Raw genomic sequence first — 22,532 nt, 5'->3', positions numbered from 1 at the left:
CCGTCACAGGGCGAGTGCCGCCAGCTTGCGGCACTCCTCCAGGGTGTGCTGGGACAACTCCTCGCGTACGGACGGCACGCACACCGCCGCCATGGACAGGCTCGTCACCCCCAATCCCACCAGCACCGGAGCGAGCCGGGGATCGCCGGCGGCCTCGCCGCAGACACCGACCGGCTTGCCGGCGGCGCGGCCGGCGTCCGCGCAGGCGGCGATGAGCTTCAGGAGCGCGGGCTGCCAGGGGTCCAGGAGATCGGCCAGGCCCGGGTGCTGGCGGTCGGCCGCGAAGGTGTACTGGCTGAGGTCGTTGGTGCCGATGCTGAGGAAGTCCACCTCGGCCAGCAGGCGGTCGGCCAGCAGGGCGGCGGCCGGCACCTCGACCATCGCGCCGACCCTGGTGAGGCCCCGGGCACGGGCGCGGCGGGCGAAGCCGGCCGCCTCCGCCGGGGTGGTGACCATCGGGGCCATCACCCAGGCGTCGGCGCCCGTCGCGCGGGCCGCCTCCGCTATCGCGTCGAGCTGCGTGTCCAGTACGGCCGGGAGCACGCGGTCCACCCGCAGGCCGCGGATGCCGAGCGCCGGGTTCGGCTCCGGCGGCAGAGCGAGGAACGGCAGCGGCTTGTCCGTGCCCGCGTCGAGCGTGCGCACCACGACCGTCCCGGCCCGCGCGAACACCGCGGCGTAGGCGGCCACCTGCTCCTCGAACGACGGCTCCTGCTTGCGGTCGAGGAACAGGAACTCGGTCCTGAACAGCCCGACCCCCTCCGCGCCGGGCCGGAGGTCGGCGGCCGAGCCGATGTTGAGCAGCAGCTTGACCGGGTGGCCGTCGGCCGTCCGGCCGGGGCCGCTGCTGTTCGCCAGGCGCTCGCGCTCTTCCCGGTCGCTCCTGAGGACCTCCGCCACGGCCTCGTCCGTCAGGCCGACGCCGATCCGGCCGGTCTTGCCGTCGACCGAGATGACCGTGCCGTCGGTCAGGGCGGTGATGCCCGCGCAGGCGACCACGGCGGGCAGGCCGCGGCCGCGCGCCAGGATCGCGGTGTGGCTGGTCGGGCCGCCCTTCTCGGTGACCAGTGCCACCACGTCCGTGCCCAGGCCCGCCGTGTCGGCGGGGGAGAGGTCCTCGGCCACCAGGATGTACGGGTGGCCGGGGGCGGGGATGCCGGGCATCGGCAGGCCCAGGCAGGCGGCGATGGCGCGGTGCTTGAGGTCGTCCAGGTCGGCGGCCCGCTCGGCGAGGTAGCCGCCCAGCGCGGCCAGCGTCTCGCGGTGGTGGGTGAAGGCGGCGTCCAGGGCGTGGGGCGCGTCCAGGCCGTCGCGGACGGCGGCCTCGGCGTCCTCGCGCAGCATCGGATCGTCGGCGATCATGGCGAGCGCGTCGAGAATCTCCGCCGCGTCGCCGCCACCGGCTGGAGCCGACCCCTCGCCGCCCTCCGGGGTCGCGCCACCGCCCGCGCCCCGTGCGGCGCTGGCCGCGCGTTGCCGCAGGTCGGCGGTGACCGACTCCAGCGCCTTACCCACCGCGGCGGCCTCCGCGGCCAGGTCGGCGACCTGCCGCGGGCTGGGAAGTACGGGCGGCGGCGCCATGCGTATCACCGGCCCGGCGGCCCGCCCCTGACTGACCCCCAGCCCCGCCAACTCCGCACCCGCCGGCTCGGCACCCGCCGGCTCGGCACCTGGTGGGCTCTCGCCCGGCGTGGCCGACCGGCCGGGGTCAGCCATCGAGGGCCCCTTCCGCGTCCAGGTCCTGGGCGAGCAGCGCCACCAGCGCGTCCAGCGCGGCGTCCGCGCCCGGCGCGTCCGACTCCAGCGTCACCTCGGTGCCGTGGGTGGCGCCGAGTGACAGCACGCCCAGCATGCTGTTGGCGGGCACCGACTTCTCGCCCACCCGGATCCGCACCGGAACCCCCAGCCGCACCGCCTCCTGGACGAACAGCTTCGCGGGCCGCGCGTGCAGGCCGCTCGCCGATGCCACCGTCACCGTACGTTGTGCCATCACAACCCCCCTCAGGGCTCGATCGTGACCTTGATGGCCGCGCCCCGGCTGACGAGGTCGATCCCGTCGAGCACCTGGGAGAGCGGCAGCCGGTGGGTGATCAGGTCCGCCACCGGCACCAGACCTTCGGCGATCAGCTTGAGGGCCTCGGCGTTGTGCGCCGGGCTGGAGCCGTTGGCGCCGACGATGGTCAGCTCGCGGTAGTGCACCAGGTTGGAGTCCAGGGCGATGATCGGGTCGTCCTTGGGCAGACCGCCGAAGAAGCTGATCCTGGCCTGCCTGGCCGCCATGCGCAGGGCCTGCTCCTGGGCCGCGCCGGAGGCCGCCGCCGTGATCACCACGTCGGCGCCGCGGCCACCGGTCAGTTTGAGCACCTGGTCCACCGCGTCGGTGTCGGCGACCGCGTCGGGGCGTACCAGCTCCGCCGCCATCGCCAGCCGGTCGGCGTTCACGTCGACCAGGAACACCCGCGCGGCGCCGCGCGCGCGGGCCAGCCGCACGTGCAGGCAGCCGATCGGGCCCGCGCCCATGACGACCACGTCGTCGCCCGGGCCGACCCGCGCCAGCGACTGGCCGTTCAGCACGCAGGCGAGCGGCTCGGCCACCGACGCCTCGGCGAACCCGACGCCGGACGGGATGACGTTGACGCCGTTCACGGCCCGTACTTTCGCCGGGATCACCATGTACTCGGCGAAACCGCCGTCGTAGTGGTACCCCATCGACTCCTGGTTCGGGCAGACGGTGAGGCGGCCGCGCCGGCACTCCTCGCAGGTGCCGCACGGGATGGCCGCGATCACCTGCACGCGTTCGCCCGTGCCGACCACCTCGCCGGCGATCTCGTGGCCCATCACCCGGGGCGGGCGGATGTGGTGGTGGCCGTGCTTGAAGATCTTGGCGTCGGTGCCGCAGGTCGAGCAGTTGCGTACCCGGATCTTCAGCTCGCCGGGACCGGCGACCGGCTCCGGCGCGTCCTCCACCCGGATGTCCCCGGGGGCATGGAATCGGGCGACTTTCACGATCTGAGCTCCTTCATCACTTGGCCGACCTCCGTCGCCTCACGGAGTGCTCTGGCGCGTTCGGGGTCGAGCAGGATGTCGGCGAGCGCCGCCAGCAGCTGTACATGCCCGTCGTTCTTCGCGGCGATGCCGACGCAGAGGGTGACGGGCTCGCCGCCCCAGTCGACGCCGTTCGGAAAGCGGACGACGCAGATCGCGTCGTGCCGGACGACCTCCTTGGCGGCCGCGGTGCCGTGCGGGATGGCCACGCCCTCGCCGACGTAGGTGGAGATCGTCTGCTCGCGTTCGAGCATGGCGTCGATGTACGGCTCGGCGACCGCGCCCACGTCCACCAGGGCGCGCCCGCACCGCCTGATCGCCTCGTCCCGGTCGGCCGCGCTCTCGTGCAGGAGTACGGCGCGTGGGTCGAGCAGGTCCTCACGCATCGACCGTGCCACCGTTCTTGATAGTGGCGACCAGCTTGGTCACAGCCGGGTCGCCGAGGAAGATCTGGAAGGGCACCAGTACCTTGCCCGGCGCCGAGACCCTGGCCCGGGCGGCCAGCCCGGAGTGGCAGACCACCACGTCGGCGTCGGCCGGGATCTCGTTCACCGGCGTGTGCTCCACGGTGACGCCGGTGTCCTTGAGCTGCTTGCGCAGCTGGCTGGCGAGCATGACGCTGCTGCCCATGCCCGCGTCGCAGGCCACGATGATCTTGTGAATGTCCTTGCTGTCGATGCTGGCCATGGTTCACGCCTCCTTGGCGACGGGCTGGGCCTGGGTCTCGCGGTCGTTGTCGCCGGTCTCGCCGACGCGGCCGCTCTCATCGACGCGGTCGGCGGCGGGTTCGGGGACACCGGCGTCGGCGGCGGCGGCCTGCGGGGTGTCCTCCGGCGGCTCCTCCTTCTCGCCGCGGCCGAAGCCGAGCAGGAGCGAGGAGACCGCGAACGACACGGCGGTGGCGATGAGGATGCCGGCGAGCACGCCCAGCCAGCCGCCCTTCGGGGTCACCGCCAGGTAGGCGAAGATGCTGCCCGGTGAAGGAGTCGCCACCAGCCCGGCGCCGGTGATCATGAAGGTGAACACGCCGGCCGCGCCGCCCGCGATGACCCCGAGGATGAGGCGGGGCTTCATCAGGACGTACGGGAAGTAGATCTCGTGGATCCCGCCGAAGAAGTGGATGATCATCGCGGCGGGCGTGCTCGGGCGCAGCGGGCGCGGGCCGAACAGCAGGAACGCGATGAGCAGGCCGAGCCCGGGGCCCGGGTTCGACTCCAGCATGAACAGGATCGACTTGCCGTGCTTGACGGACTCGGCGACGCCGAGCGGCCCGAGGACGCCGTGGTTGACGGCGTTGTTGAGGAACAGGACCTTGGCGGGCTCGATCAGGACCGAGGCGAGGGGCAGCAGGTTGTTGACGATGAGCCACTCGACCGCGTTGCCCGCGGCCGTGGTCACGACGCGGACGACCGGCCCGATGGCCCACATCCCCACGATGGCCATGAGGGCGCCGACGATGCCCGCGGTGAAGTTGTCAACGAGCATCTCGAAGCCGGACTTGGTCCGGTCCTCCGTGAACTTGTCCACATATTTCAGGATCAGGGCGGTGAGGGGGCCGATGATCATGGCGCCCAGGAACATCGGGATGTCCGACCCCACGATCACCCCCATCACCGCGACCGCGCCCACCACCGCGCCGCGCTGCCCGTGGACCATCCGGCCGCCGGTGTAGGCGATGAGGATGGGCAGCAGCGTCTTGATGATCGGGTCGACCATCGCGCCCAGCGCCGCGTTCGGCAGCCAGCCGGTGGGGATGAACAGCGCGGTGATCAGCCCCCAGGCGATGAACGCGCCGATGTTCGGCATGATCATGCCGGCCAGATGGCCGCCGATGCGCTGGATGGTGGCCTTGGCCCCGGTCCCATAGACCTGGGGTGTGTAGGTTTCGGCCATTGGACATGCTCCTTCGGGGGGATGAGCAGGTTCCTGGTATGTCGAGTCAGGTGGGGTCGGCGGGGGATTCCAGGGGACGGGTCAGGAGGGGCGGGCCGGTGCGGACGCCGTCGCGGCGGATGTCGCCCGGCCCGGGCATCCGGCTGCCCGGCAGGCACACCGCCGCCGCGCCCCAGGCCAGCGCCTCGACCAGCGCTCGCTCGCCGTGCGCGCCGCCGGCCAGGAAACCCGCCAGCATGGCGTCTCCGGCCCCGACCGAGCTGCGCGGCTCCGTCACCGTGGCGTGGCCGTACCAGATGCCGCTGTCCTCGACGAGAACCGCGCCGTCGGCGGCGAGGCTGGCCAGGACGGTACGCGCCCCCGCCGCCCGGAGCTTGCCCGCGGCCTCCACCACGTCGCCGAGGCAGCGGATCGGCATGCCGGTGGCGGCGGCGAGCTCCTCCAGGTTCGGCTTGACCAGGGCCGGGCCGGCGGCCAGCGCGTTGGCCAGCGCCGGGCCGCTGGTGTCGACGGCGACGTGGATGCCCGCGCCGGCGAAGCGGCGGCAGAGCCTGGCGTAGACGTCGGCGGGTACCTCCGGCGGCAGGCTGCCCGAGGCCACCACCCAGTCGGCCTCGTGCGCGGCGGCCAGTACGGTGTCGGCGATCGTGTCCAGCTCACCGGGGGACAGAGCGGTGCCGGGCTCGTTGATCTTGGTGATGGTGCCGTCGGGCTCGGCCAGGGTGACGTTCGAGCGGGTCGTGCCGGTCACCGGGACCGTCACCATGTCGAGCCCTTCGAGGGTGAGCAGGCGGACGAGCTGCCTGCCCTCGTCGCCGCCGAACGGGACCACGGCGCGCGAGGCGACCGCGTTGGCGAGCAGCGCGCGCGAGACGTTCACGCCCTTGCCACCGGGGTCCAGGCGGGCGGCGGCGGCCCGGATGACGGCACCCCGGTCGAGCGAGCCGATCTCGATCGTGCGGTCCAGGCTGGGGTTGAGCGTCAGCGTGAGGATCATGGCCGCCACCCGCCGCCGAGGTTTCCGTAAGAGGTCATGCCCGAACCACTGCCGAGGTCTGAGTGACGGATCATGCCCGAACCACCTCCGGGCCCGCGGCGGACAGGTCGGCGGCCAGCGCCAGGTCGAGGCCCGCGTCGGTGATCACCACGTCGATCTCGCTCAGCTCGGCGAAGCTCGCGAGGTAGGTGTTGGTGAACTTGGTGTGATCGGCCAGCAGCACGCTGCGCTCCGCGGCCGACACCATCGCCCGCTTGATCGCCGCCTCCGCCGGATCCGGCGTGGTCAGGCCCTTGGCGACCGAGCAGCCGTTCGTCGCCATGAACGCCACGTCCACGTGCAACTGCGACAGCGGCCGCAGCGCCCAGTCGTCCACGGTGGCCAGCGTCCGGCCGCGCAGCCGGCCGCCGAGCACGATGACGCTGAGGTTGGCGCGGGCGGCCAGCGCGGTGGCCAGCGGCGGTGAGTTGACCACGACCGTGAGCTCCCGGTCGGCGGGCAGGATCTGCACCAGGCGGCCGGTGGTGGTGCCGGCGTCGATGATGACCGAGCCGTCCTCCGGCAGCTCGGCCAGGGCGGCCTTGGCGATGCGCTCCTTCTCCGCGGTCATCACCTCGTCGCGGGTGGCGAGCGCGGGCTCGAACCCCATCCGCTCCACGGGAATCGCGCCGCCGTGCACCCTGCGCAGCACGCCCGCCCGCTCCAGCGCGGTCAGGTCGCGGCGGATCGTCTCGGTGGTCACGTCGAGCTCGCCGGCCAGCGACACCACGTCGACACGGCCCGCGGCACGGGCCCTGCGAAGGATCTCCTGCTGCCGCTCCTCGGCGTACATGATGTTGATTCACCGCCGTTTCAGTGTGGTTTCATCTGTGTTTATACCCGACTCTGTTGGAAGGTCAAGACTCTGGTAGGTATGTCGGATGCGAACCAAGCCCTGGGCCGCCGTCGCGGCAGCCTTACCTCTCGCGGTGGCATGCGTCGCCGGACCCCCGGCAACCGCGTCCACCGGTGGCGTCAAGCCTCCGACGGTGCCGGCCGGTACGACGGCGTCGTGGCTGGTCTTCGACAGGAAGGCGGGCAAGTTCGTCGCCACCCGCAACGCGCACCGCAAGTTCCGCTCGGCCTCGGTCGTCAAGATCCTGATCGCGATCGACTACCTGGAGAAGCGCAAGACCGTCCCCGCCGCCGACGCCCGGCTGCTCAAGGTCATGCTGCGCTCCAGCGACGACCACGCGGCCACCACGTTCTGGAACCGCGACGGCAAGGGCGCGATCGTCCAGCGGATGGCGCGCAGGCTCGGGCTGTCCGACACCACGCCGCCGCCCGCGTCCAAGCCCGGGTTCTGGGGCTACACGTCGCTGAGCGCGTACGACATCGTGCGGACGTACCGCTACCTGCTCGACACGGCGGCGCCCGGGGTGCGCGACACGATCCTGGGGCACCTGCGCAACTCCACGCCGTGCGGCACCGACGGCTTCGACCAGTACTTCGGCATCCCGCGCGCGGTGCCCAAGCCGTGGGCGGTCAAGCAGGGCTGGTCGGGGTTCGGCGACGTGGCGCCCACCAAGTGCGGGACCGGCGCCTCGGTGAACCCGGTCGCGCTGCGGGCGCCGGGGGCCGACCTGTCGATCAGCGGCGTCGCGTCACGGGCCACCGGGTCCGGCGTGCCCGACTACGGCCGTCCGGTGCTGCACACCACCGGCCTGCTGGGCAAGGACGACCGGTTCATCATGGCGGTGCTCACGGCCCACCCCGCGGGCGGCACCTGGAGCTCCTCGGTCAGGCGCATCACCGGGCTGACCTGGAGCCTCTACCGAAGCCTGTCCTGAAGAGAAGGCGTCACTGAGTGGCCGTGCCGGGAAATCCAGTCGCGCCAGCTCATGATTACGATCATGATTGGATGATGGGTGACGAATCAACGGCTCTGCAGCGGGTGCTCAGGAAAGCGGGCGGTCCCGAGATCCTCGACGTGCTGGCCGAGCGGCTGTCCGGCGCCGACCTCACCACGCTGCTGCTCGAAGTCATGCGGGTGCGGGCGCGCGGCCTGACCCCGGCCGACGTGCTTCGCCGCTACACGACCGACCGGTTCGTGGGGCCGGCCACGGTGCCGTTCGAGCGCATCCGCCGGGCCGAGGACGCGGTGCTGTCGGTCGTACCGGCCGATTTCGAGCTGCTCACTCTGGCGCCGGTCGCGCCGCTCGGGGCGCACTCGGCGCCGGCCACTGTGGACCAGAACAAGGTGATCACCACGATCAGGAACACCGAGGTCGCGGCCGACCCGACGAACGCCCTCGCGCTGGAGGCGGCCGTCCGGCGGCGCCGCTCCACCGATCCGGTGCGGCTGGCCGCCTTCCAGCGCGTGGCGCGGGCGCAGCACTTCGCGGGCGCGGGGATGTCCGCGCACTTCGGCCTGTTCGCGCTGGTGTCGGGCGACCGGGACACGGGGAACCTGGCGTTCGAACGCCGTCACCTGGCGGAGCACCTGAGTCTGCTGACGGACGCCGTCCGGGCGTGCGGCATCCCCGATCCGGAGGTCCGCGTCACCGTCCTCGACCCGCGCTTCGAGCGGGTGGCGGACGGAGTCGGCGCGACGGACGACTCGGACCGGCAGTCCGGGCGGGGCTACTACACGGGGTTGTGCTTCAAGATCTACGCGGACGGTGTGGAGCTGGGCGACGGGGGCTTCGTCGACTGGACGGCCCGCCTGCTCGGCAACCGTAAGGAGCGCCTGCTGATCAGCGCACTGGGTGTTGACCGGCTGAGCTGATGTAGGCGGCGTAGACCTTCTTCGGGACCGTCAGCCGCCACGCCTCGACGACCAGCTCCCGCATCTCGTCGGCGTCGATGGCGGCCATGCGCGCGACGACCCAGTTGAAGCGCATGTCGGATTCGCGCGGGAGCTGGAACTTGTCCGGCTCGGCCGCCACCAGGGCGGCCCGCTCCTCCTTGGGGAAGCCGAAGCCCATGAGGGTCTCGTCGCGGGAGAAGGCCACGTAGACGATCGAGCCGACGCGGAACTTGATCCGGTCCCTGATGAGATGCTCCGACGAGCGTGGGAGCGTGCTCGCCAGCCGCCGCACGTCCTCCACCGTGATCACATCGCCACCGTAGTCCATTTCCGCGCCAGTCCACTTTCCGCCGGGTCCGCCGGCCGGCCGTGCGCCTCTGCCCATTTCGCCGTGAGCGTCTTGAGCCGCGGCAGTCCACTTTCCGTGGGCAGTCCGCCTTCCGTGGCTACCCCACGGCGCGGGACTCCTCGTACGCCGCCAGTACCTGCTTACGGCGCTTGGCCGGCAGGCGGTCGATGTAGAGATAGCCGTCGAGGTGGTCCGTCTCGTGCTGCAGGCAGCGCGACAGCATGCCGGTGCCCTCGACGGTGACCGGCGCGCCCTCGGCGTCGAAGCCGTGCACGGTGGCGTGGTCGGGGCGGGGGAGCGGGGCGTACTGGCCCAGGACCGACAGGCAGCCCTCCTCGCCCGCGTCGAGGTGCCGCTCGCCGAGGCCGGGCAGCTCCAGCGTCGGATTGACCACGACGCCCTTGTGCCGGTCGCCGTTCTCGTCGGGGCAGTCGTACACGAACACCCGCGACGCCACGCCGATCTGGTTGGCGGCCAGGCCCACGCCCTCGGCCGCGTACATGCTCGCGAACATGTCCTCCACCAGCGCCGCCAGCGCCCCGTCGAACCGGGTCACCGGCTCACAGGGCGCGTGCAGCACCGGGTCTCCCACCTGAACGATCGGCCGGACCTCTCCCACGACCAGTGCCCTTTCCCGGATGCCAACATGTCGCGACAAAGTCTACGAGCGTCGGAGTAATGATCACGACAGGACCATATAGTGAGACGTATCTTCTTGAATGATGAGATAGGGGCTAATGTCCTCCAATAGAGGCGAGACGAAGGAGTTTCGATGGACGCCGTCTACACCCATGGCCACCACGAGTCCGTGCTGCGCTCCCACCGCTGGCGCACCGCCGAGAACTCGGCCGCGTACCTGCTGCCCCACCTCAAGCCCCAGATGAAGCTGCTGGACGTGGGCGCCGGGCCCGGCACCATCACGGCCGACCTGGCCGGCCGGGTGGCGCACGTGACGGCGTCCGAGGTGAGCGCGGAGACGCTGGAGCTGACCAGGGCCGGAGTGGGAGGCGCGGACAACGTCGACTTCGCCGTCGCCGACGTGCACGCGCTGGACTATCCCGACGCCACGTTCTGCGTCGTCCACGCCCACCAGGTGCTGCAGCACGTCGGCGATCCCGTACGGGCGCTGCGGGAGATGCGGCGGGTGACGAAGCCCGGCGGGCTGGTGGCGGCGCGTGACAGCGACTACGCCGCCTTCGCCTGGTACCCGCTGCTGCCGGAGCTCGACGAGTGGCTGGCGCTCTATCAGCGCATCGCGCGGAGCAACGGCGGCGAGCCGGACGCCGGGCGGCGCCTGCTGTCGTGGGCCAGGACCGCGGGCTTCGACGACGTCACCGCCACCTCGTCCACCTGGTGCTTCGCCACGCCGGAGGACCGGGCCTGGTGGGGCGGGATGTGGGCCGACCGGATCAAGCGGTCCGCCATGGCCACACAGGCACTCGCCACGGGCGCCGCCACACAGGAGGACCTACGGCGCATCTCCGAGGGCTGGCTGAAGTGGGCCGCGGCCGACGACGGCTGGATCTCGATCACACACGGCGAGATCCTCTGCCGCATCAAGCGCTGACGGCCGCGTCAAGCGCTGACGGCCGCGTCAAGCGCTGACGGCCGAGTCAGGCGCTAAAGGCCGGAGGTGCGGGCCCACTGCGGGTCGCGATAGAGGACTACGTCGGCGCCGTCCAGCAGCTCGTCGGGAGCCGACAGCATGGTGATCTCGCCCGCCGCCTGCAGCCGCAGCAGCAGGTCGCGGACCCGTGGCCCCACCGGCAGGCGGCCCGTCGGGAGACCGAGGCCCGATCTGACCGCGTCCGCGACCTCCGACAGGTGGAACGGCCCGCCGAACTCCGCCACCACACCCCGCACCAGGCTCATGGTGATCACCTGTTCGGCCTCGGCGTGGGCCAGCTCCCAGACGATCTGCTCCTTGCGGCGCCCCGTGGCCGCGCAGGCCGTACAGGGGCGCATCAGGCCACGCGAGAGGCCGGGCAGGATGCCGGGCGCCAGGCCGGGCAGCACCGGCTGCTCCGCCGAGCCGAGACAGGCGGTGCACTGGTTGGTCTCGGAGGCGTGCAGCTCGGCGGACATGAGGTCGGGCAGGTCCGCCTCGCAGTCGCAGGAGTACGCGCCGAGAACGCCGGTCCGCGGGCTGATCGTGTGGTTCGTCATCTCGGGTGACTCTACCCTCGGACGTCCATCAGGCCGTGCCGGCGCAGCGCCTTGCGGGCCGCCGCCACCACCCGCTCGTCCGGATGGTGGTCGATGAACACCTGCAGCACCCGTTCGGTCCAGGGATGGTCACCGAGGGCCAGGAGGGCGATCGTGCCCGCCTGCTCGTCCTTCTCCATGCCATGGGAGACCGACTTGATGACCTCGGCCGCCTCCCCGCCGAACTCCAGCAGCGCCGCCGCCATGTCCACGAACGCCCACGCGATCTCCTCAGGCGTCGGCGGCCGTTCCTCGCGGCCCAGCCGGGCGGCCACGACGGCGCCCAGCCTCGGCGCGCCGAGCAGCCCGTCGAGCGCCTCCATGCCCGCCTCGCCCAGCCCCGTGGCGAGCAGTTCCACGCCGACCGCCCGGCTCAGCGGGCTCACCTCGCCGAGCACGGCCGCGATCTCGGCCGCCGCCTCGCCCTGATCCCGGCCGGCCAGCCAGCCGGCGAGCTCCTCGTCGCGCTCCGGCTCCGGGTAGGAGCGCAGGCCGTGCAGCAGCGCGCCGGCGTCCCGGCCGGCCAGCGAGCCCATGACCGGGATGTCCTGCCCGGTCGCCTCGCCGATCACCAGCCCGGCCGCCCAGATGCCGAGCGGGGTCAGGGTGCGCGGCGGCGCCTGGCGTACCAGGCCCAGGTCCGTCAGGACGGCGGGCACCTCGTCGGTCAGCGGACCACGGCCCAGGTAGAGGCGTACCACCTCCATGAACAGCCTCTCGTCGGTGCTCAGCGTGCGGCGGCAGACGTCCGCCCACACCTGGAGCACCTTGTCGTCGGAGCCGTCACGCAGGGCCTCGACCGCATCCGGCGCGAGCGCCGGATCAGCGGAAGCGCCGGCGTCGCCGGTCGCCAGAGGAGTCTCGCGTACGGCCGCCACCAGCTCATCGTCGGCCGGCAGCCGGACGGGAGGCTGGAGCGGAAGCGTGTCGTCGTCGTAGGAGCCCACGTCCTTATCCTGTCGGAACTCGCCTTACATTTGCGATAAAGTCCCCGTTGACCGCGAAAAGTCCGGAAGAAGGGAGGCGTTGAGATGGTCCGTGGTTTCCGGGCGCTCCGCGCGTCCGCTGTTGTAACTTTCCGGAGGAATCGTGCTTTCTCGCTCAACGCTTTTCCGCTCCACGGTCGAGGCTGACCTCGACCGACTGCTCGACTGCGCCGTCGACGAGCCCATCAGCTGGGCCGACCCCGACCGGCTGCTCCCCTTCCTCGAGACCGGCCATTACCGCCACGACCGCATCTGGGTCGCCGAACAGGACGGCCGCATCCTCGCCCGCGCCGTCTGGTGGGGCCTGCCCGACGGCGACCGCCCGCTCGCGCTCGACTGCCTCTGGGTCCACCCGTCGGTGCCCGACCGCGTGGAACTGGCCGCCGAACTGCTGCGACACGCCCACGAGAAGTACGGCGACGCGCCCGCCTACCACGTGTTCGTCGCGAGCGGCTGGCGGGACGACCCGGCGGTCACGGCCGCCATCGACTGGCGGTGGCGGGCCGGGGCCCTGGCCGGGCTGACCGACGAGCTCGAACGGCTCAGGTACGCCTGGACGCACGGCACGCCCGTGCCGGAGGTGTCGGACCGGCTGGTGTTCCGGGCGGAGGCCGACGACGAGGTGTTCGTCGAGGCGTTCAGGCGCGTGGCCGTCGGCACGCTCGACCACCACACCCGGCAGGCCCTGGCCACGACCGCCCCCGAGGCGCAGGCCCGTGAGGATGTCGAGGGTTACCGGAGCATGCCGGGCGACAGGGGCTGGTGGCGCCTGGCGTACACGCCGGACGGGGACCTCGCCGGTGTGGCGCTGCCGTCGGCCAACGCGGGCGGGCCCGTGGTCGGCTACCTCGGCGTGGTGCCCGAGCACCGCGGCCACGGCTACGCCGACGACCTGCTCGGCGAGATCACCCGGCTGCACGCCGGCCGCGGCGCCGAGCGGATCGTCGCCGACACCGACGCGGGGAACGTCCCGATGGCCAGGGCCTTCGAACGGTCCGGCTACCGCAACTTCGCCGTCAGACTCATCCTGTCGGCGGGGCCCGCCTGACCCCTGTTCACGTGATCAGGCGCCGCCGCCTGATCACGTGAACACAGTGGCGAGGCGCGCCCGGACCACGAGGTCGTGCATGGCGTCCCGGACGGTGGCGGCCTCCGGCAGCGGTGAAGAGTCCCTGGCCGCCTCCAGTTCGGCGGTCAGGCGCGCCATGTCGTCGCCCGCCGTGCTCACCTCCGGCGCGCGGCCGTGCTCGGCGTCCCGCTTGGCGGCCACCAGGTCGGGCAGGTACGCCGGGACGTACGCGAACAGGTGGGTCAGGTCGGCGTCCAGCTCGCCGGTGCGCATCAGGTGGATGCCGGTGGCCAGCACGCGGAAGGTGTAGAGCAGCGGCTTGAGCTCCCCGTTCTTCTCGAACAGCCGCCACTGCGTACGCGCGAACCCCAGATAGTGGTGGGCGTGATGCCGCGTCAGGCAGCCGGGCGCCAGGGCCGTCAGCTCCTCGTGCAGCGGAGAGGAGGACACGACCAAGGGGGAGAGGAGCTGTTCCAGGACGTAGCCGTTGCGGTTCAGCAGCAGCCCGCAGAACTTGGCCAGGTCGTGCGTGACCAGGTCCACCTCGACGCCGTCGCGCGTCCAGGTCCGGTCGAGGGTCGCCGGTCCGGTACGCAGGCCGACGACCTCCGGCAGCGGCAGCAGGTGCACGCCCCGCAGGTCCACGTCCGAGTCGGCGGAGGGGAAACCGTACAGATGCGCGCCGCTTATCGTGGCGAACACCAGCGGGTACGGCTGCTCTTCGGGGATCTCCGGCAGCCAGGCAGGCAGGTTCACCCGCGCTCCTGGGACAGGTGTGCCCTGCGTACGGCCACGAGGTAGGTCTCGACGGATTCCCGGTCCGGCGCCGCCGGCAGGACGCCGGTCGCGTCGGCCAGGTCGCCGGTCAGCTCGGCCCGCCAGGCGGCGATCTCCGCCCACGCCACCTCGCCCCGCCTGATCGCCAGCAGCCGGTCACGGTAGCCGCCGACCTGGATCAGGGGCTCGCCGTGGCGTACCAGGTGGCGGCCGCTCAGCAGCAGCCTGATCAGGTGCATCGCCTGCTTCCACTTCGGCGCGGCCGGGTCGAGGCGGCGGAACTGGGCGTCGGCGTACCGGGTGAACGTCTCGTGCGCCCGCCGCGACAGGAACGCCCCGCGCAGATCGCGCAGCCGCTCGCCCTCCGGCGTGAGCACCTCCGTGAGGGGAGACCACAGACACTCCAGGACCGTGGGATTCGCGTCGAGGGCGAGCCCGCAGAAGCGCTCGACCTCCCACGAGAACTGCTCAGGCAGTGGCCCGTCGCGGTGCGTCACCGGCTTGTCCAGCCGCCAGAACGCCTCCGTCGGCGCCACGAACACGCCACGCCGGTCGGTGTCGGACTCGGCGGTGTCCAGACCATAGGCCCGCGACCCCACCACGACCGAGAGGATCAGGTCTTCGCTCACGTGGACACTTTCACGGGGTCGGGGGACAGGCCGCTCAGTACGTGCGAGTCCGCCGCGCCCAGCTCGCCCCGCAGGCCGTGCGGCAGCCGCCGCTCGCCGCGCGTCAGGTCCTTCGACGACAGCGCCGCCGGCGCCCGATACAGCTCCGCCGACCCCAGGAAGCCCAGCTGCAGCAGCTCGAACTCCAGCGCCGCCACCCCGGACCGCACATCGGCCCCTGTCATCTTCAGGCGACCGGGCGGCGTGCCGACGGCTTCGGGCGTGCCGACGGCTTCGGGCATGCGCGGATCGGCGGCCAGCAGCGCGGGCGCGACCACCCGCGTACGGCGCAGCAGGATCTCGGCCGGACCGTTCATCAAGGCACCTCCGATGCCCTAGAGACCGTGGAGCGACCCTTCGCATTGAGAGAGGCCGCGTGGGAGCACCGCGCGACCTCTGAAGAGGTGGAGAGCGGGTGCGCTGAAGTCATGTGAAAAATGAAGAAGGAAGCACACCCAAAGAGCCACCCCGGTGATCCACCGTAGCGGCACAAATCACCAAATGTCCCCCGAATTTCCAGTCCGGCGCGGCCCGGCATGCGCCAGGGCCGCTCCGGTGGATAGGGTCTCCGAATTCGACCAGGAGCAGGGACCAGGAGAGAAGGGCCGACCGGTGACCATGCGGAGCTGGCTGCTACACGGGCTGCAGCCGACGTCCGGGATGCACGACGAACATCCCGGCAAGCGTCACTCCTGGTGGCAGGTCATGTGCCTCACCGGCGTCGACTACTTCTCCACCCTCGGCTACCAGCCGGGCATCGCCGCGCTGGCCGCGGGCGCCCTGTCACCGATCGCCACGCTCATGCTGGTGGCGCTGACGCTGTTCGGCGCGCTGCCCACCTACCGCGTGGTGGCGGCCGAGAGCCCCAACGGCATGGGCTCCATCGCCATGCTCGAACGGCTGCTGCCGAGCTGGTGGGGCAAGCTGCTGGTGCTGGTGCTGCTCGGGTTCGTGGCGACGGCGTTCATCTTCACGATCACGCTGTCGGCCTCCGACGCGACCGCCCACATCCTGCAGAACCCGTTCTTCCCGGACGCGCTCGCCGGTCAGCAGGTGCCCATCACGCTGCTGCTCATCGCCGCGCTGGGCGCGATCTTCCTGCGCGGGTTCAGCGAGGCCATCGGCCTGGCCATCGCGCTCGTGGCCGTCTATCTGATCCTCAACCTGGTCGTCGTCGGCACCGCCATCGCCCAGGTGCTGTCCCGCCCCGAGCTGGTGGGCGACTGGCAGGACGCGCTCACCGCGGGGCACTCCAGCCCGCTCGCGATGATCGCGCTGTCCGCCTTCGCGCTGCCCAAGCTGGCGCTCGGCCTGTCCGGGTTCGAGACGGGCGTCGCCGTGATGCCGCAGATCAAGGGTGATCTCGAACAGCGCGTCAAGGGCGCCAAGCGGCTGCTCACCACGGCCGCGTTGATCATGAGTGTGTTCCTGGTGTTCAGCGGGTTCGCGACGGCCGTGCTCATCCCGCACAAGGAGTTCGAGGAGGGCGGCCACGCGGCCGGGCGCGCCCTGGCGTACCTGGCGCACGAATACCTGGGCGACTGGTTCGGCACCCTCTACGACATCAGCACCATCGCCATCCTCTGGTTCGCGGGCGCCTCGGCGCTGACGGGACTGCTCAACATCGTGCCGCGCTACCTACCCCGCTACGGCATGGCGCCCGACTGGGCGCGGGCCGTACGACCGCTGGTGCTGGTGTTCACCGCGATCTCGTTCGTCATCACGATCCTGTTCGGCGCGAACGTCGAGTCGCAGGGCGGCGCCTACGCCACCGGGGTGCTCGCGCTGATCCTGTCGGCCGCGGTCGCCGTCACCATCTCGGTCGCGCGCGCCGGGCGGCGGGGCGCGGCGGCGGCGTTCGGCCTCATCTCGCTGATCCTCACCTACACCTTCGCCGCCAACGTGATCGAACGCCCCGACGGCCTGTCGATCGCGGTGTTCTTCGTCGTGGCGATCATCGTCACCTCGATCATCTCCCGCGCCACGCGCTCCACCGAGCTGCGGGTGACGGGGGTGACGCTGGACAAGGAGGCCAAGCGGCTCATCGACGAGCTGCCGCCGGGGGAGTTGCGCATCATCGCCAACGAGCCCGACGCCCGCGACGAGGCCGAGTACGCCGAGAAGGACCGCGAGACGCGCGAGTACCATCACCTGCCCGACGACGAGCCGATGCTGTTCCTGGAGGTCACCCTCGGCGACACGTCGGAGTTCGAGTCCGAGGTGCTCGTGCGCGGCGAGGAGCGGCACGGCTACGGGGTGCTGACCGCGACGAGCGCGGCGGTGCCCAACACGATCGCCGCGATCCTGCTGCACCTGCGCGACACCTCCAGCCGCCGTCCCCACGTGTACTTCCACTGGGCGGAGGGCAATCCGGTGCTGGCGCTGCTGAGATATCTGCTGTTCGGCGGGGGTGACGTGCCGCCGCTCACGCGTGAGGTCCTGCGCCAGGCCGTGGAGGAGCCCGGCCGCCGCCCTCAGGTGCATGTCGGCTGATCTTTTACCACCAGATCACTTGTTACGGCACGGCCGCACCCACCGCCACCCGCCGTACGGGGCGGGCGGCCTCCAGGAATACGGCCGCTGAACCCGCACGGGGCCGGGCGCCGTTACGCGCGTCTTGTTGGCCATGGCTTCCGCTGGTGCTTGCCATGGGGGGCGAGACGCTGATCTGATCGGATTATGAGTGCTTATGATGCGGTCTACCAGCGGAGCATCGAGGAGCCTGAGGCGTTCTGGGGAGAAGCCGCCCGTGGCATCGAGTGGGATGTGCCGCCCGCGACCGTGTTCGCCGACGGCCGCTGGTTCGTCGACGGGCGCCTGAACACCTGCCACAACGCCGTCGACCGGCACGTGGCCGGTGGGCGGGGTGAGCAGGCCGCGTTGATCTACGACAGTCCCGTGACCGGGGTCGTGCGGAACTTCAGCTACGCCGAGCTGCTCGACGCGGTGTCCCGGACCGCCGGGATGCTGCGTGACCTGGGCGTCGTCGCCGGGGACACCGTGGTGATCTACATGCCGATGGTGCCCGAGGCGGTGATCGGGATGCTGGCCTGCGCCCGGATCGGCGCCGTGCACTCCGTGGTGTTCGGCGGCTTCGCCGCCAATGAACTGGCCGTGCGCATCGACCACGCCAAGCCCAAGGTCGTGCTCTCGGCCTCGTGCGGGATCGAGCCGACCCGGATCGTGCCGTACAAGCCGCTGCTCGACGCCGCCCTTGAGCAGGCCGAGCATCGGCCGGCGCGCTGCGTGATCCTCCAGCGGCCCGAGTCGCCCGCCGGCCTCGCCGAAGGGCGGGACCTGGACTGGGCCGAGGCCGTACGGGACGCGGCGCCCGCCGGCTGCGTGAGCGTGGCGGCCACCGATCCGCTCTACATCCTCTACACCTCCGGCACCACCGGCGTGCCCAAGGGCGTCGTTCGCGACAACGGCGGGCACGCCGTCGCGCTGCACTGGAGCATGTCCAACGTCTATGGCGCCACGCCGGGCGAGGTCTACTGGGCGGCCTCCGACGTGGGCTGGGTCGTCGGCCATTCCTACATCGTCTACGCGCCGCTGCTGGCCGGGTGCACGACCGTGCTGTACGAGGGCAAGCCGGTCGGGACGCCTGATCCGGGCGCGTTCTGGCGGGTCGTGGCCACGCACCGGGTACGGACGCTGTTCACCGCGCCGACCGCGCTCCGAGCCATCAAAAAAGACGACCCCTCCGGAAATTTCGCGCAAAAGTGGGATTTGTCGGGCCTGCGGTATCTGTTCATGGCCGGTGAACGGCTCGACCCCGACACCTACCACTGGGCGTCCGACCTCCTCGCAATCCCGGTCATCGACCACTGGTGGCAGACCGAGACCGGCTGGCCGATCGCGGCCAACTGCGTCGGCGTCGAGCCGCTGCCGATCAAGCCGGGCTCGCCGACCAAGGCCGTCCCCGGCTGGGACGTGCGCGTCCTGGACCCGGAGGGGAAGGAGTGCCCGCCCGGAGTGGAGGGCGCGGTCGCGATCAAGCTGCCCCTGCCGCCGGGCGCACTGCCGACGCTCTACCGCGACGACGCCCGCTTCACCGAGTCCTACCTGTCCCGCTACCCCGGCCACTACCTGACCGGCGACGGTGGCTTCCTCGACGACGACGGCTACCTGTACGTCATGGGACGCATCGACGACGTCATCAACATCGCCGGCCACCGGCTGTCCACGGGCGCGATGGAGGAGGTCATCGCGGCCCACCCCGACGTGGCCGAGTGCGCGGTGATCGGCGTGGACGACGCGCTGAAGGGTCAGCTCCCGCTCGGCTTCGTGGTGCTCAAGGCGGGCGCCGACCGTGACCCGGCCGAGGTCGAGCGCGAGCTGGTGGCCCTGGTCCGCGAGCGCATCGGCCCGGTCGCCGCCTTCCGCCGCGCCGTCGTCGTGGCCCGCCTGCCCAAGACCCGGTCCGGGAAGATCCTGCGCGCCACCATGCGCGACATCGCGGCCGGCCGCGACTACCGCGCCCCCTCGACGATCGAGGACCCGGCGGCCCTGTCGGAGATCGCCGACGCCCTCTGACCCATTCCGCCTAACTCCCACATCCGCCCTAACCCTTATCCGCCTAAACCCTCCCTCAAGGCGATGGAACGCGCCATCATGGGAATTCCTCTGCTCTTCAGAGACCTGATGACGGAGACCGTGATGACGGAGACCTTGAGCTACGCCGACGCTCTGAAGATCCTTGGCTGCAAGGACAGCAGGCTCGTCAAGGTGATCGACTTCGCCGCGACGGCCGCGCTGACCGGATGGGCGCTCGCCGGTGGCGCCGACCTGGCGTTGGGCCTGCGCGATCTGCAGGAGGACGCCGTCCGTTACGGCAACGACGTGGTGCGGCGGGTGCCCGAGTGGCGCGGTGGCGCCGGTCGGTTCGCCCGTACCCAGCGGCTGGCCGCCGTCCACGCCGTGGTGATCGTCTCGGCGTACTTCGAGGCGCTCGGCCGGGCCGGCCCGCCGTTCGGGCTGGACCGGCTCGACCGGGACCGGGCGGCCGGCGGCACCCGCGCGGCGGCGTTCGCCGAGCTGGTGGAGCGGCTGCTCACGCGGCCGCTGCCCATGCCGGAGCCGTACCGCCCCTACGCGGAGACCCGTGAGGCCGTCGAACGCCACTACCGGCGCATGTCGGAGGCCGTGGCCGGGTACGTGCGCGAGGTCGCGGCCTGGGACGAGCTCTCGGCCGACGAGCGCGCCCGCGTCCCCCTCATGCTCGTGGAGGGACCCTCGGCGCACGCCCTGCGGATCTACGACGAGGACTATCACTCGCTCACGCTCGACAGCCCTGAGTTCCGGATGTGGAGCCTGGTCACCGAGACGCAGGCGTTCGCCCCCGGACTGTCGCGCGTGGCGCGGCTGCTGGCCGAGCTGGCGCCGCCGCGCGTGGGCGACCGGCCAATGATCCACCTGGTCAGGATGGCCGCCGCCGCGCTCGACCAGTCGCTCATGGCCGTCGGCAGGGCGCCGGACGACGTTACGCTGCCGCTGCTCGGAGAGGGGTACATCAGCCCCCGGTGCAAGGTCGCGGAGATGACGCGCGAGTCCGCGCCGGCGGCGAAGAGCTGGTGGAAGGACCGGTTGGAGCTGCCCGACGCGGAGGCGTTCCTGGTGGGCCATCTCACCTCACCGCACGCCACCCAGGCGCCCCTGGTGGTGCTGGGCGAGCCGGGGTCGGGCAAGACCAAGCTGACCGAGGTGCTCGCGGCCCGGCTGGCCGCCTCGGAGTTCCTGCCGATCAAGGTGGAGCTGCGCGACGTCGCCGCCGAGTCGTCCGTGATCTCGCAGATCGAGCAGAGCGTCTCCCCCTTACTCCGCGAGAAGGTGAAATATCGGGACTTGGTGGAGGCGGCGGAGGGGATGCTGCCCGTCGTCATGCTCGACGGGTTCGACGAGTTGCTCCAGGCCGCCGGTACCAACCGCTACGACTACCTGGAGCAGGTCCAGCAGTTCCAGGACGAGCAGTCCAGGCACGGCCGGCCCGTCGCGGTGATCGTGACCAGCCGGACCGTCGTGGCCGACCGGGTCCGTTTCCCCGAGGGCGTGCTCACCATCGAGCTCCAGCCGTTCGAGAAGGACCAGGTCCGCCAGTGGCTGGAGATCTGGGCGGAGACCAACCGCGCGGTCCTGTCCAGGCGCGGCCGAACGCCACTGCCGGCCGACGTCGCGCTGGCCCAGGGCGAGCTGGCCAGGCAGCCGCTGCTCCTGCTGCTGCTGGCCATCCACGACGCCGCCGAGAACGCGTTGCAGCGTGACGAGGCGGTCCTTGGCCGCGGCCGCCTCTACGAGTCGCTGATCAGGGACTTCGCCTACCGCGAGCTCCTCAAGGACCCCGAGGTGCGGGCGCTGCCGGCCGCCCGGCGCGGCGGGCTGGTGGACCGGGAGCTGGTGCGGCTCGGGACCGTGGCGCTGTCGATGTTCGTCCGTGGCCGGGCGGTCGTCTCGGAGACCGCCCTCGACCGGGACCTGCCCGCCCTGTGCGCGGCGCCGGGGGAGGAGCGGGACGACGAGGGCGGCTGGGCGCGGCGGGCGACCGAGCGGTTCTTCTTCGTGCACGCGAACGACCTGGGCCCGGCGCACAGCCCAGGCGGCACTCAGGGTTATGAGTTCCTGCACGCCACGTTCGGTGAGTTCCTGGTGGCCTGGCTGGCCGTGTACGCGCTGCGTGACCTGATCAGGCGGCACGGCCACGACGAGGAGCTGGCGGGCCAGCTGGTCGACGACGACCTGCTCTACGCGATCACGTCGTTCTCCTGCCTGGCCGAACGGGGGCCGACGGTCGGCTTCGCCATGGAGCTCATGGGGGCGCTGCCGGCCGAGGTCCGGGCCAGGAGCGTGACGCTGCTCAGCGCGCTGCTGCGCGAGTCGCTCCACGAGCGCCCGCGCCGCTCCTTTCTCGCCTTCCGCCCGGTACGCCATCCCGTGCCGCGCCGCCTGGCCGCCTATTCGGCCAACCTCACCCTCCTGGTGGTGGCCGCGTCGGACAAACCGGTCAGCGTCGCGGAGCTGCTCGGCGACTCGGGGGACTTCGCCCGGTGGAGTTCGTACGCGCATCTTTGGAAGAGCCAGCTCGGCGGAGAGGGCTGGACCGGCCTCATCGGCGCCATGCCGGCGCGCCGGGTCGTGGACGGCGGCAAGCGCGACATCCGGCTCGGCGGGAGCGGCGAGTCTTGGGAGTTCGAAGGCGCGGGCTGGTGGTTCGGCCGTCCGGAGCCCGCGGCGCGCACCAGGGCGCTGGGCCGCTACAAGTCCTATGCCCTGCTGGAGCGGCCCTACCTGCTCAACGTCGACGCCGACCTGCTGACCGGCTCGCTGGGCGCCGACGACGAGAGGCACCCGAGCCTGATCGTCGTGCAGCGGAGGTCCGGTCAGGTGGTGACCTGCACCCGCCTGGTCGAGGAGGTGCTGATGAACCCGCCGTCGAGCGTCGAGGCCCGCGTCGCGCTCTACGCCGACGCGATCGCGGCGGTCACCGCGTTCCAGACGGTCGAGCACCGGCGGCTGCTCGACCTGGTGCTGCGGGCGCTCGCGCTGGAGGGATCGGCCATGCCCTTCCAGGACCGGGCCGACCTGCTCAGCGGGCTGGCCGGCGACGGCGTCGACCCGGCACTGTGGCGGCCGCTGCTGGAGTCGATGTTCTTCGAGCGGTCCGACAGCTGGGAGCTCCTCCTGCGGGCGGGCGTCCCGGAAGCGGCCATGCGCGAGGTGCGCTCGCCCTAAGCGCCCTAAGCGCCCAAAGCGGTCCAAGCC

The 22,532-nt window shown here is 71.7% G+C and carries 22 protein-coding genes; 7 read left to right on the top strand and 15 right to left on the bottom strand.

What is annotated here, in order from left to right; genetic code table 11:
- Positions 1 to 3: 3 nt before the first annotated feature.
- The 8 genes from ptsP to AB0H88_RS17300 form a co-directional block, all read right to left on the bottom strand.
- Positions 4 to 1,716: a phosphoenolpyruvate--protein phosphotransferase gene (ptsP, locus tag AB0H88_RS17335; protein WP_357645416.1), complete on the bottom strand. Its 1,713-nt coding sequence runs from the start codon at positions 1,714 to 1,716 to the stop codon at positions 4 to 6.
- The gene (locus tag AB0H88_RS17330; RefSeq protein WP_357645414.1) at positions 1,709 to 1,990 is read right to left on the bottom strand and encodes an HPr family phosphocarrier protein; all 282 of its coding nucleotides are present in this window, start codon (positions 1,988 to 1,990) and stop codon (positions 1,709 to 1,711) included. The genes ptsP and AB0H88_RS17330 overlap by 8 nt, the downstream gene beginning before the upstream one ends.
- A gap of 11 nt (positions 1,991 to 2,001) precedes the next feature.
- On the bottom strand, positions 2,002 to 3,006 hold the full coding sequence (locus AB0H88_RS17325; RefSeq protein WP_357645412.1) for a zinc-dependent dehydrogenase: 1,005 nt from the start codon (positions 3,004 to 3,006) through the stop codon (positions 2,002 to 2,004).
- Complete coding sequence (locus AB0H88_RS17320) at positions 3,003 to 3,431, bottom strand: PTS sugar transporter subunit IIA (RefSeq protein WP_357645410.1); 429 nt, start codon at positions 3,429 to 3,431, stop codon at positions 3,003 to 3,005. Before AB0H88_RS17320 ends, AB0H88_RS17325 begins: the two co-directional genes overlap by 4 nt.
- Positions 3,424 to 3,732: a PTS lactose transporter subunit IIB gene (locus AB0H88_RS17315; protein ID WP_225292943.1), complete on the bottom strand. Its 309-nt coding sequence runs from the start codon at positions 3,730 to 3,732 to the stop codon at positions 3,424 to 3,426. The genes AB0H88_RS17320 and AB0H88_RS17315 overlap by 8 nt, the downstream gene beginning before the upstream one ends.
- A gap of 3 nt (positions 3,733 to 3,735) precedes the next feature.
- A complete protein-coding gene (locus AB0H88_RS17310; RefSeq protein WP_357645408.1) occupies positions 3,736 to 4,938 on the bottom strand; it encodes a PTS mannitol transporter subunit IICB in 1,203 nt (400 codons plus the stop codon).
- Between the two features lie 46 nt (positions 4,939 to 4,984).
- Positions 4,985 to 5,935, bottom strand: a complete 951-nt coding sequence (gene pfkB, locus AB0H88_RS17305) for a 1-phosphofructokinase (protein WP_357645406.1) — start codon at positions 5,933 to 5,935, stop codon at positions 4,985 to 4,987.
- 70 nt (positions 5,936 to 6,005) lie between these two features.
- Positions 6,006 to 6,767, bottom strand: a complete 762-nt coding sequence (locus AB0H88_RS17300; RefSeq protein ID WP_357645404.1) for a DeoR/GlpR family DNA-binding transcription regulator — start codon at positions 6,765 to 6,767, stop codon at positions 6,006 to 6,008.
- A 196-nt stretch (positions 6,768 to 6,963) separates the two neighbouring features.
- On the opposite strand from AB0H88_RS17300, the gene AB0H88_RS17295 reads away from it, so the two are divergent.
- Positions 6,964 to 7,764 (top strand): hypothetical protein, encoded by an 801-nt coding sequence (locus tag AB0H88_RS17295; protein ID WP_357645402.1) that lies wholly within the window; start codon positions 6,964 to 6,966, stop codon positions 7,762 to 7,764.
- A 71-nt stretch (positions 7,765 to 7,835) separates the two neighbouring features.
- The gene (locus tag AB0H88_RS17290; protein ID WP_357645400.1) at positions 7,836 to 8,702 is read left to right on the top strand and encodes a hypothetical protein; all 867 of its coding nucleotides are present in this window, start codon (positions 7,836 to 7,838) and stop codon (positions 8,700 to 8,702) included.
- On the opposite strand, the gene AB0H88_RS17285 is transcribed toward AB0H88_RS17290, so the two are convergent.
- Together AB0H88_RS17285 and def are read right to left on the bottom strand one after the other, a co-directional pair.
- On the bottom strand, positions 8,671 to 9,033 hold the full coding sequence (locus AB0H88_RS17285) for an MmcQ/YjbR family DNA-binding protein (RefSeq protein ID WP_357645398.1): 363 nt from the start codon (positions 9,031 to 9,033) through the stop codon (positions 8,671 to 8,673). The two genes, AB0H88_RS17290 and AB0H88_RS17285, sit on opposite strands and share 32 nt — an antisense overlap.
- Before the next feature lie 136 nt (positions 9,034 to 9,169).
- Complete coding sequence (def, locus tag AB0H88_RS17280) at positions 9,170 to 9,691, bottom strand: peptide deformylase (protein WP_357646392.1); 522 nt, start codon at positions 9,689 to 9,691, stop codon at positions 9,170 to 9,172.
- A 153-nt stretch (positions 9,692 to 9,844) separates the two neighbouring features.
- Between def and AB0H88_RS17275 the strand changes: the two genes are divergently transcribed.
- Entirely contained in the window at positions 9,845 to 10,639 is a 795-nt protein-coding gene (locus AB0H88_RS17275; RefSeq protein ID WP_357645396.1) for a class I SAM-dependent methyltransferase, read from the top strand.
- Between the two features lie 53 nt (positions 10,640 to 10,692).
- On the opposite strand, the gene AB0H88_RS17270 is transcribed toward AB0H88_RS17275, so the two are convergent.
- Positions 10,693 to 11,238 carry a hypothetical protein gene (locus AB0H88_RS17270; protein ID WP_357645394.1) on the bottom strand — a complete coding sequence of 182 codons (546 nt, stop codon included), beginning with the start codon at positions 11,236 to 11,238 and terminating at the stop codon, positions 10,693 to 10,695.
- 11 nt (positions 11,239 to 11,249) lie between these two features.
- On the bottom strand, positions 11,250 to 12,224 hold the full coding sequence (locus tag AB0H88_RS17265; RefSeq protein WP_357645392.1) for a hypothetical protein: 975 nt from the start codon (positions 12,222 to 12,224) through the stop codon (positions 11,250 to 11,252).
- Positions 12,225 to 12,366: 142 nt separating this feature from the next.
- On the opposite strand from AB0H88_RS17265, the gene AB0H88_RS17260 reads away from it, so the two are divergent.
- A complete protein-coding gene (locus AB0H88_RS17260; protein WP_357645390.1) occupies positions 12,367 to 13,311 on the top strand; it encodes a GNAT family N-acetyltransferase in 945 nt (314 codons plus the stop codon).
- A gap of 33 nt (positions 13,312 to 13,344) precedes the next feature.
- Here AB0H88_RS17260 and AB0H88_RS17255 read toward each other — a convergent pair whose 3' ends face one another.
- Genes AB0H88_RS17255 through AB0H88_RS17245 form a run of 3 tightly spaced genes read right to left on the bottom strand, consistent with a single transcriptional unit; the run spans position 13,345 to position 15,094 of the window.
- The gene (locus tag AB0H88_RS17255) at positions 13,345 to 14,088 is read right to left on the bottom strand and encodes a nucleotidyltransferase domain-containing protein (RefSeq protein WP_357645388.1); all 744 of its coding nucleotides are present in this window, start codon (positions 14,086 to 14,088) and stop codon (positions 13,345 to 13,347) included.
- Entirely contained in the window at positions 14,085 to 14,738 is a 654-nt protein-coding gene (locus tag AB0H88_RS17250; protein ID WP_357645385.1) for a nucleotidyltransferase domain-containing protein, read from the bottom strand. Before AB0H88_RS17250 ends, AB0H88_RS17255 begins: the two co-directional genes overlap by 4 nt.
- Positions 14,735 to 15,094, bottom strand: coding sequence for a hypothetical protein (locus AB0H88_RS17245; RefSeq protein WP_357645383.1), 360 nt, complete (start codon positions 15,092 to 15,094; stop codon positions 14,735 to 14,737). Before AB0H88_RS17245 ends, AB0H88_RS17250 begins: the two co-directional genes overlap by 4 nt.
- Before the next feature lie 301 nt (positions 15,095 to 15,395).
- On the opposite strand from AB0H88_RS17245, the gene AB0H88_RS17240 reads away from it, so the two are divergent.
- The 3 genes from AB0H88_RS17240 (at position 15,396) to AB0H88_RS17230 (ending at position 22,502) form a co-directional block, all read left to right on the top strand.
- Complete coding sequence (locus tag AB0H88_RS17240; RefSeq protein ID WP_357646390.1) at positions 15,396 to 17,270, top strand: amino acid transporter; 1,875 nt, start codon at positions 15,396 to 15,398, stop codon at positions 17,268 to 17,270.
- 186 nt (positions 17,271 to 17,456) lie between these two features.
- Positions 17,457 to 19,313: a propionyl-CoA synthetase gene (locus AB0H88_RS17235; protein ID WP_357645381.1), complete on the top strand. Its 1,857-nt coding sequence runs from the start codon at positions 17,457 to 17,459 to the stop codon at positions 19,311 to 19,313.
- A gap of 123 nt (positions 19,314 to 19,436) precedes the next feature.
- Entirely contained in the window at positions 19,437 to 22,502 is a 3,066-nt protein-coding gene (locus AB0H88_RS17230) for an AAA family ATPase (protein WP_357645379.1), read from the top strand.
- Positions 22,503 to 22,532: the final 30 nt, after the last annotated feature.

It is taken from the genome of Nonomuraea sp. NPDC050680, assembly GCF_040654555.1.
Lineage (GTDB): Bacteria > Actinomycetota > Actinomycetes > Streptosporangiales > Streptosporangiaceae > Nonomuraea.
The sequence above is the reverse complement of the archived record's forward strand: the minus strand, read 5'-3'. Positions and strand labels throughout refer to the sequence as shown.

Coding starts and splice junctions, on each gene's coding strand:
- AB0H88_RS17245 (WP_357645383.1), bottom strand. CDS start 15,094: ATGAACGGTCCGGCCGAGATCCTGCTGCGCCGTACGCGGGTGGTCGCG.
- AB0H88_RS17290 (WP_357645400.1), top strand. CDS start 7,836: ATGATGGGTGACGAATCAACGGCTCTGCAGCGGGTGCTCAGGAAAGCG.
- AB0H88_RS17315 (WP_225292943.1), bottom strand. CDS start 3,732: ATGGCCAGCATCGACAGCAAGGACATTCACAAGATCATCGTGGCCTGC.
- AB0H88_RS17240 (WP_357646390.1), top strand. CDS start 15,396: ATGCGGAGCTGGCTGCTACACGGGCTGCAGCCGACGTCCGGGATGCAC.
- AB0H88_RS17300 (WP_357645404.1), bottom strand. CDS start 6,767: ATGTACGCCGAGGAGCGGCAGCAGGAGATCCTTCGCAGGGCCCGTGCC.
- pfkB (WP_357645406.1), bottom strand. CDS start 5,935: ATGATCCTCACGCTGACGCTCAACCCCAGCCTGGACCGCACGATCGAG.
- AB0H88_RS17230 (WP_357645379.1), top strand. CDS start 19,437: ATGACGGAGACCTTGAGCTACGCCGACGCTCTGAAGATCCTTGGCTGC.
- AB0H88_RS17330 (WP_357645414.1), bottom strand. CDS start 1,990: ATGGCACAACGTACGGTGACGGTGGCATCGGCGAGCGGCCTGCACGCG.
- ptsP (WP_357645416.1), bottom strand. CDS start 1,716: ATGGCTGACCCCGGCCGGTCGGCCACGCCGGGCGAGAGCCCACCAGGT.
- AB0H88_RS17235 (WP_357645381.1), top strand. CDS start 17,457: ATGAGTGCTTATGATGCGGTCTACCAGCGGAGCATCGAGGAGCCTGAG.
- AB0H88_RS17310 (WP_357645408.1), bottom strand. CDS start 4,938: ATGGCCGAAACCTACACACCCCAGGTCTATGGGACCGGGGCCAAGGCC.
- AB0H88_RS17320 (WP_357645410.1), bottom strand. CDS start 3,431: ATGCGTGAGGACCTGCTCGACCCACGCGCCGTACTCCTGCACGAGAGC.
- AB0H88_RS17270 (WP_357645394.1), bottom strand. CDS start 11,238: ATGACGAACCACACGATCAGCCCGCGGACCGGCGTTCTCGGCGCGTAC.
- AB0H88_RS17275 (WP_357645396.1), top strand. CDS start 9,845: ATGGACGCCGTCTACACCCATGGCCACCACGAGTCCGTGCTGCGCTCC.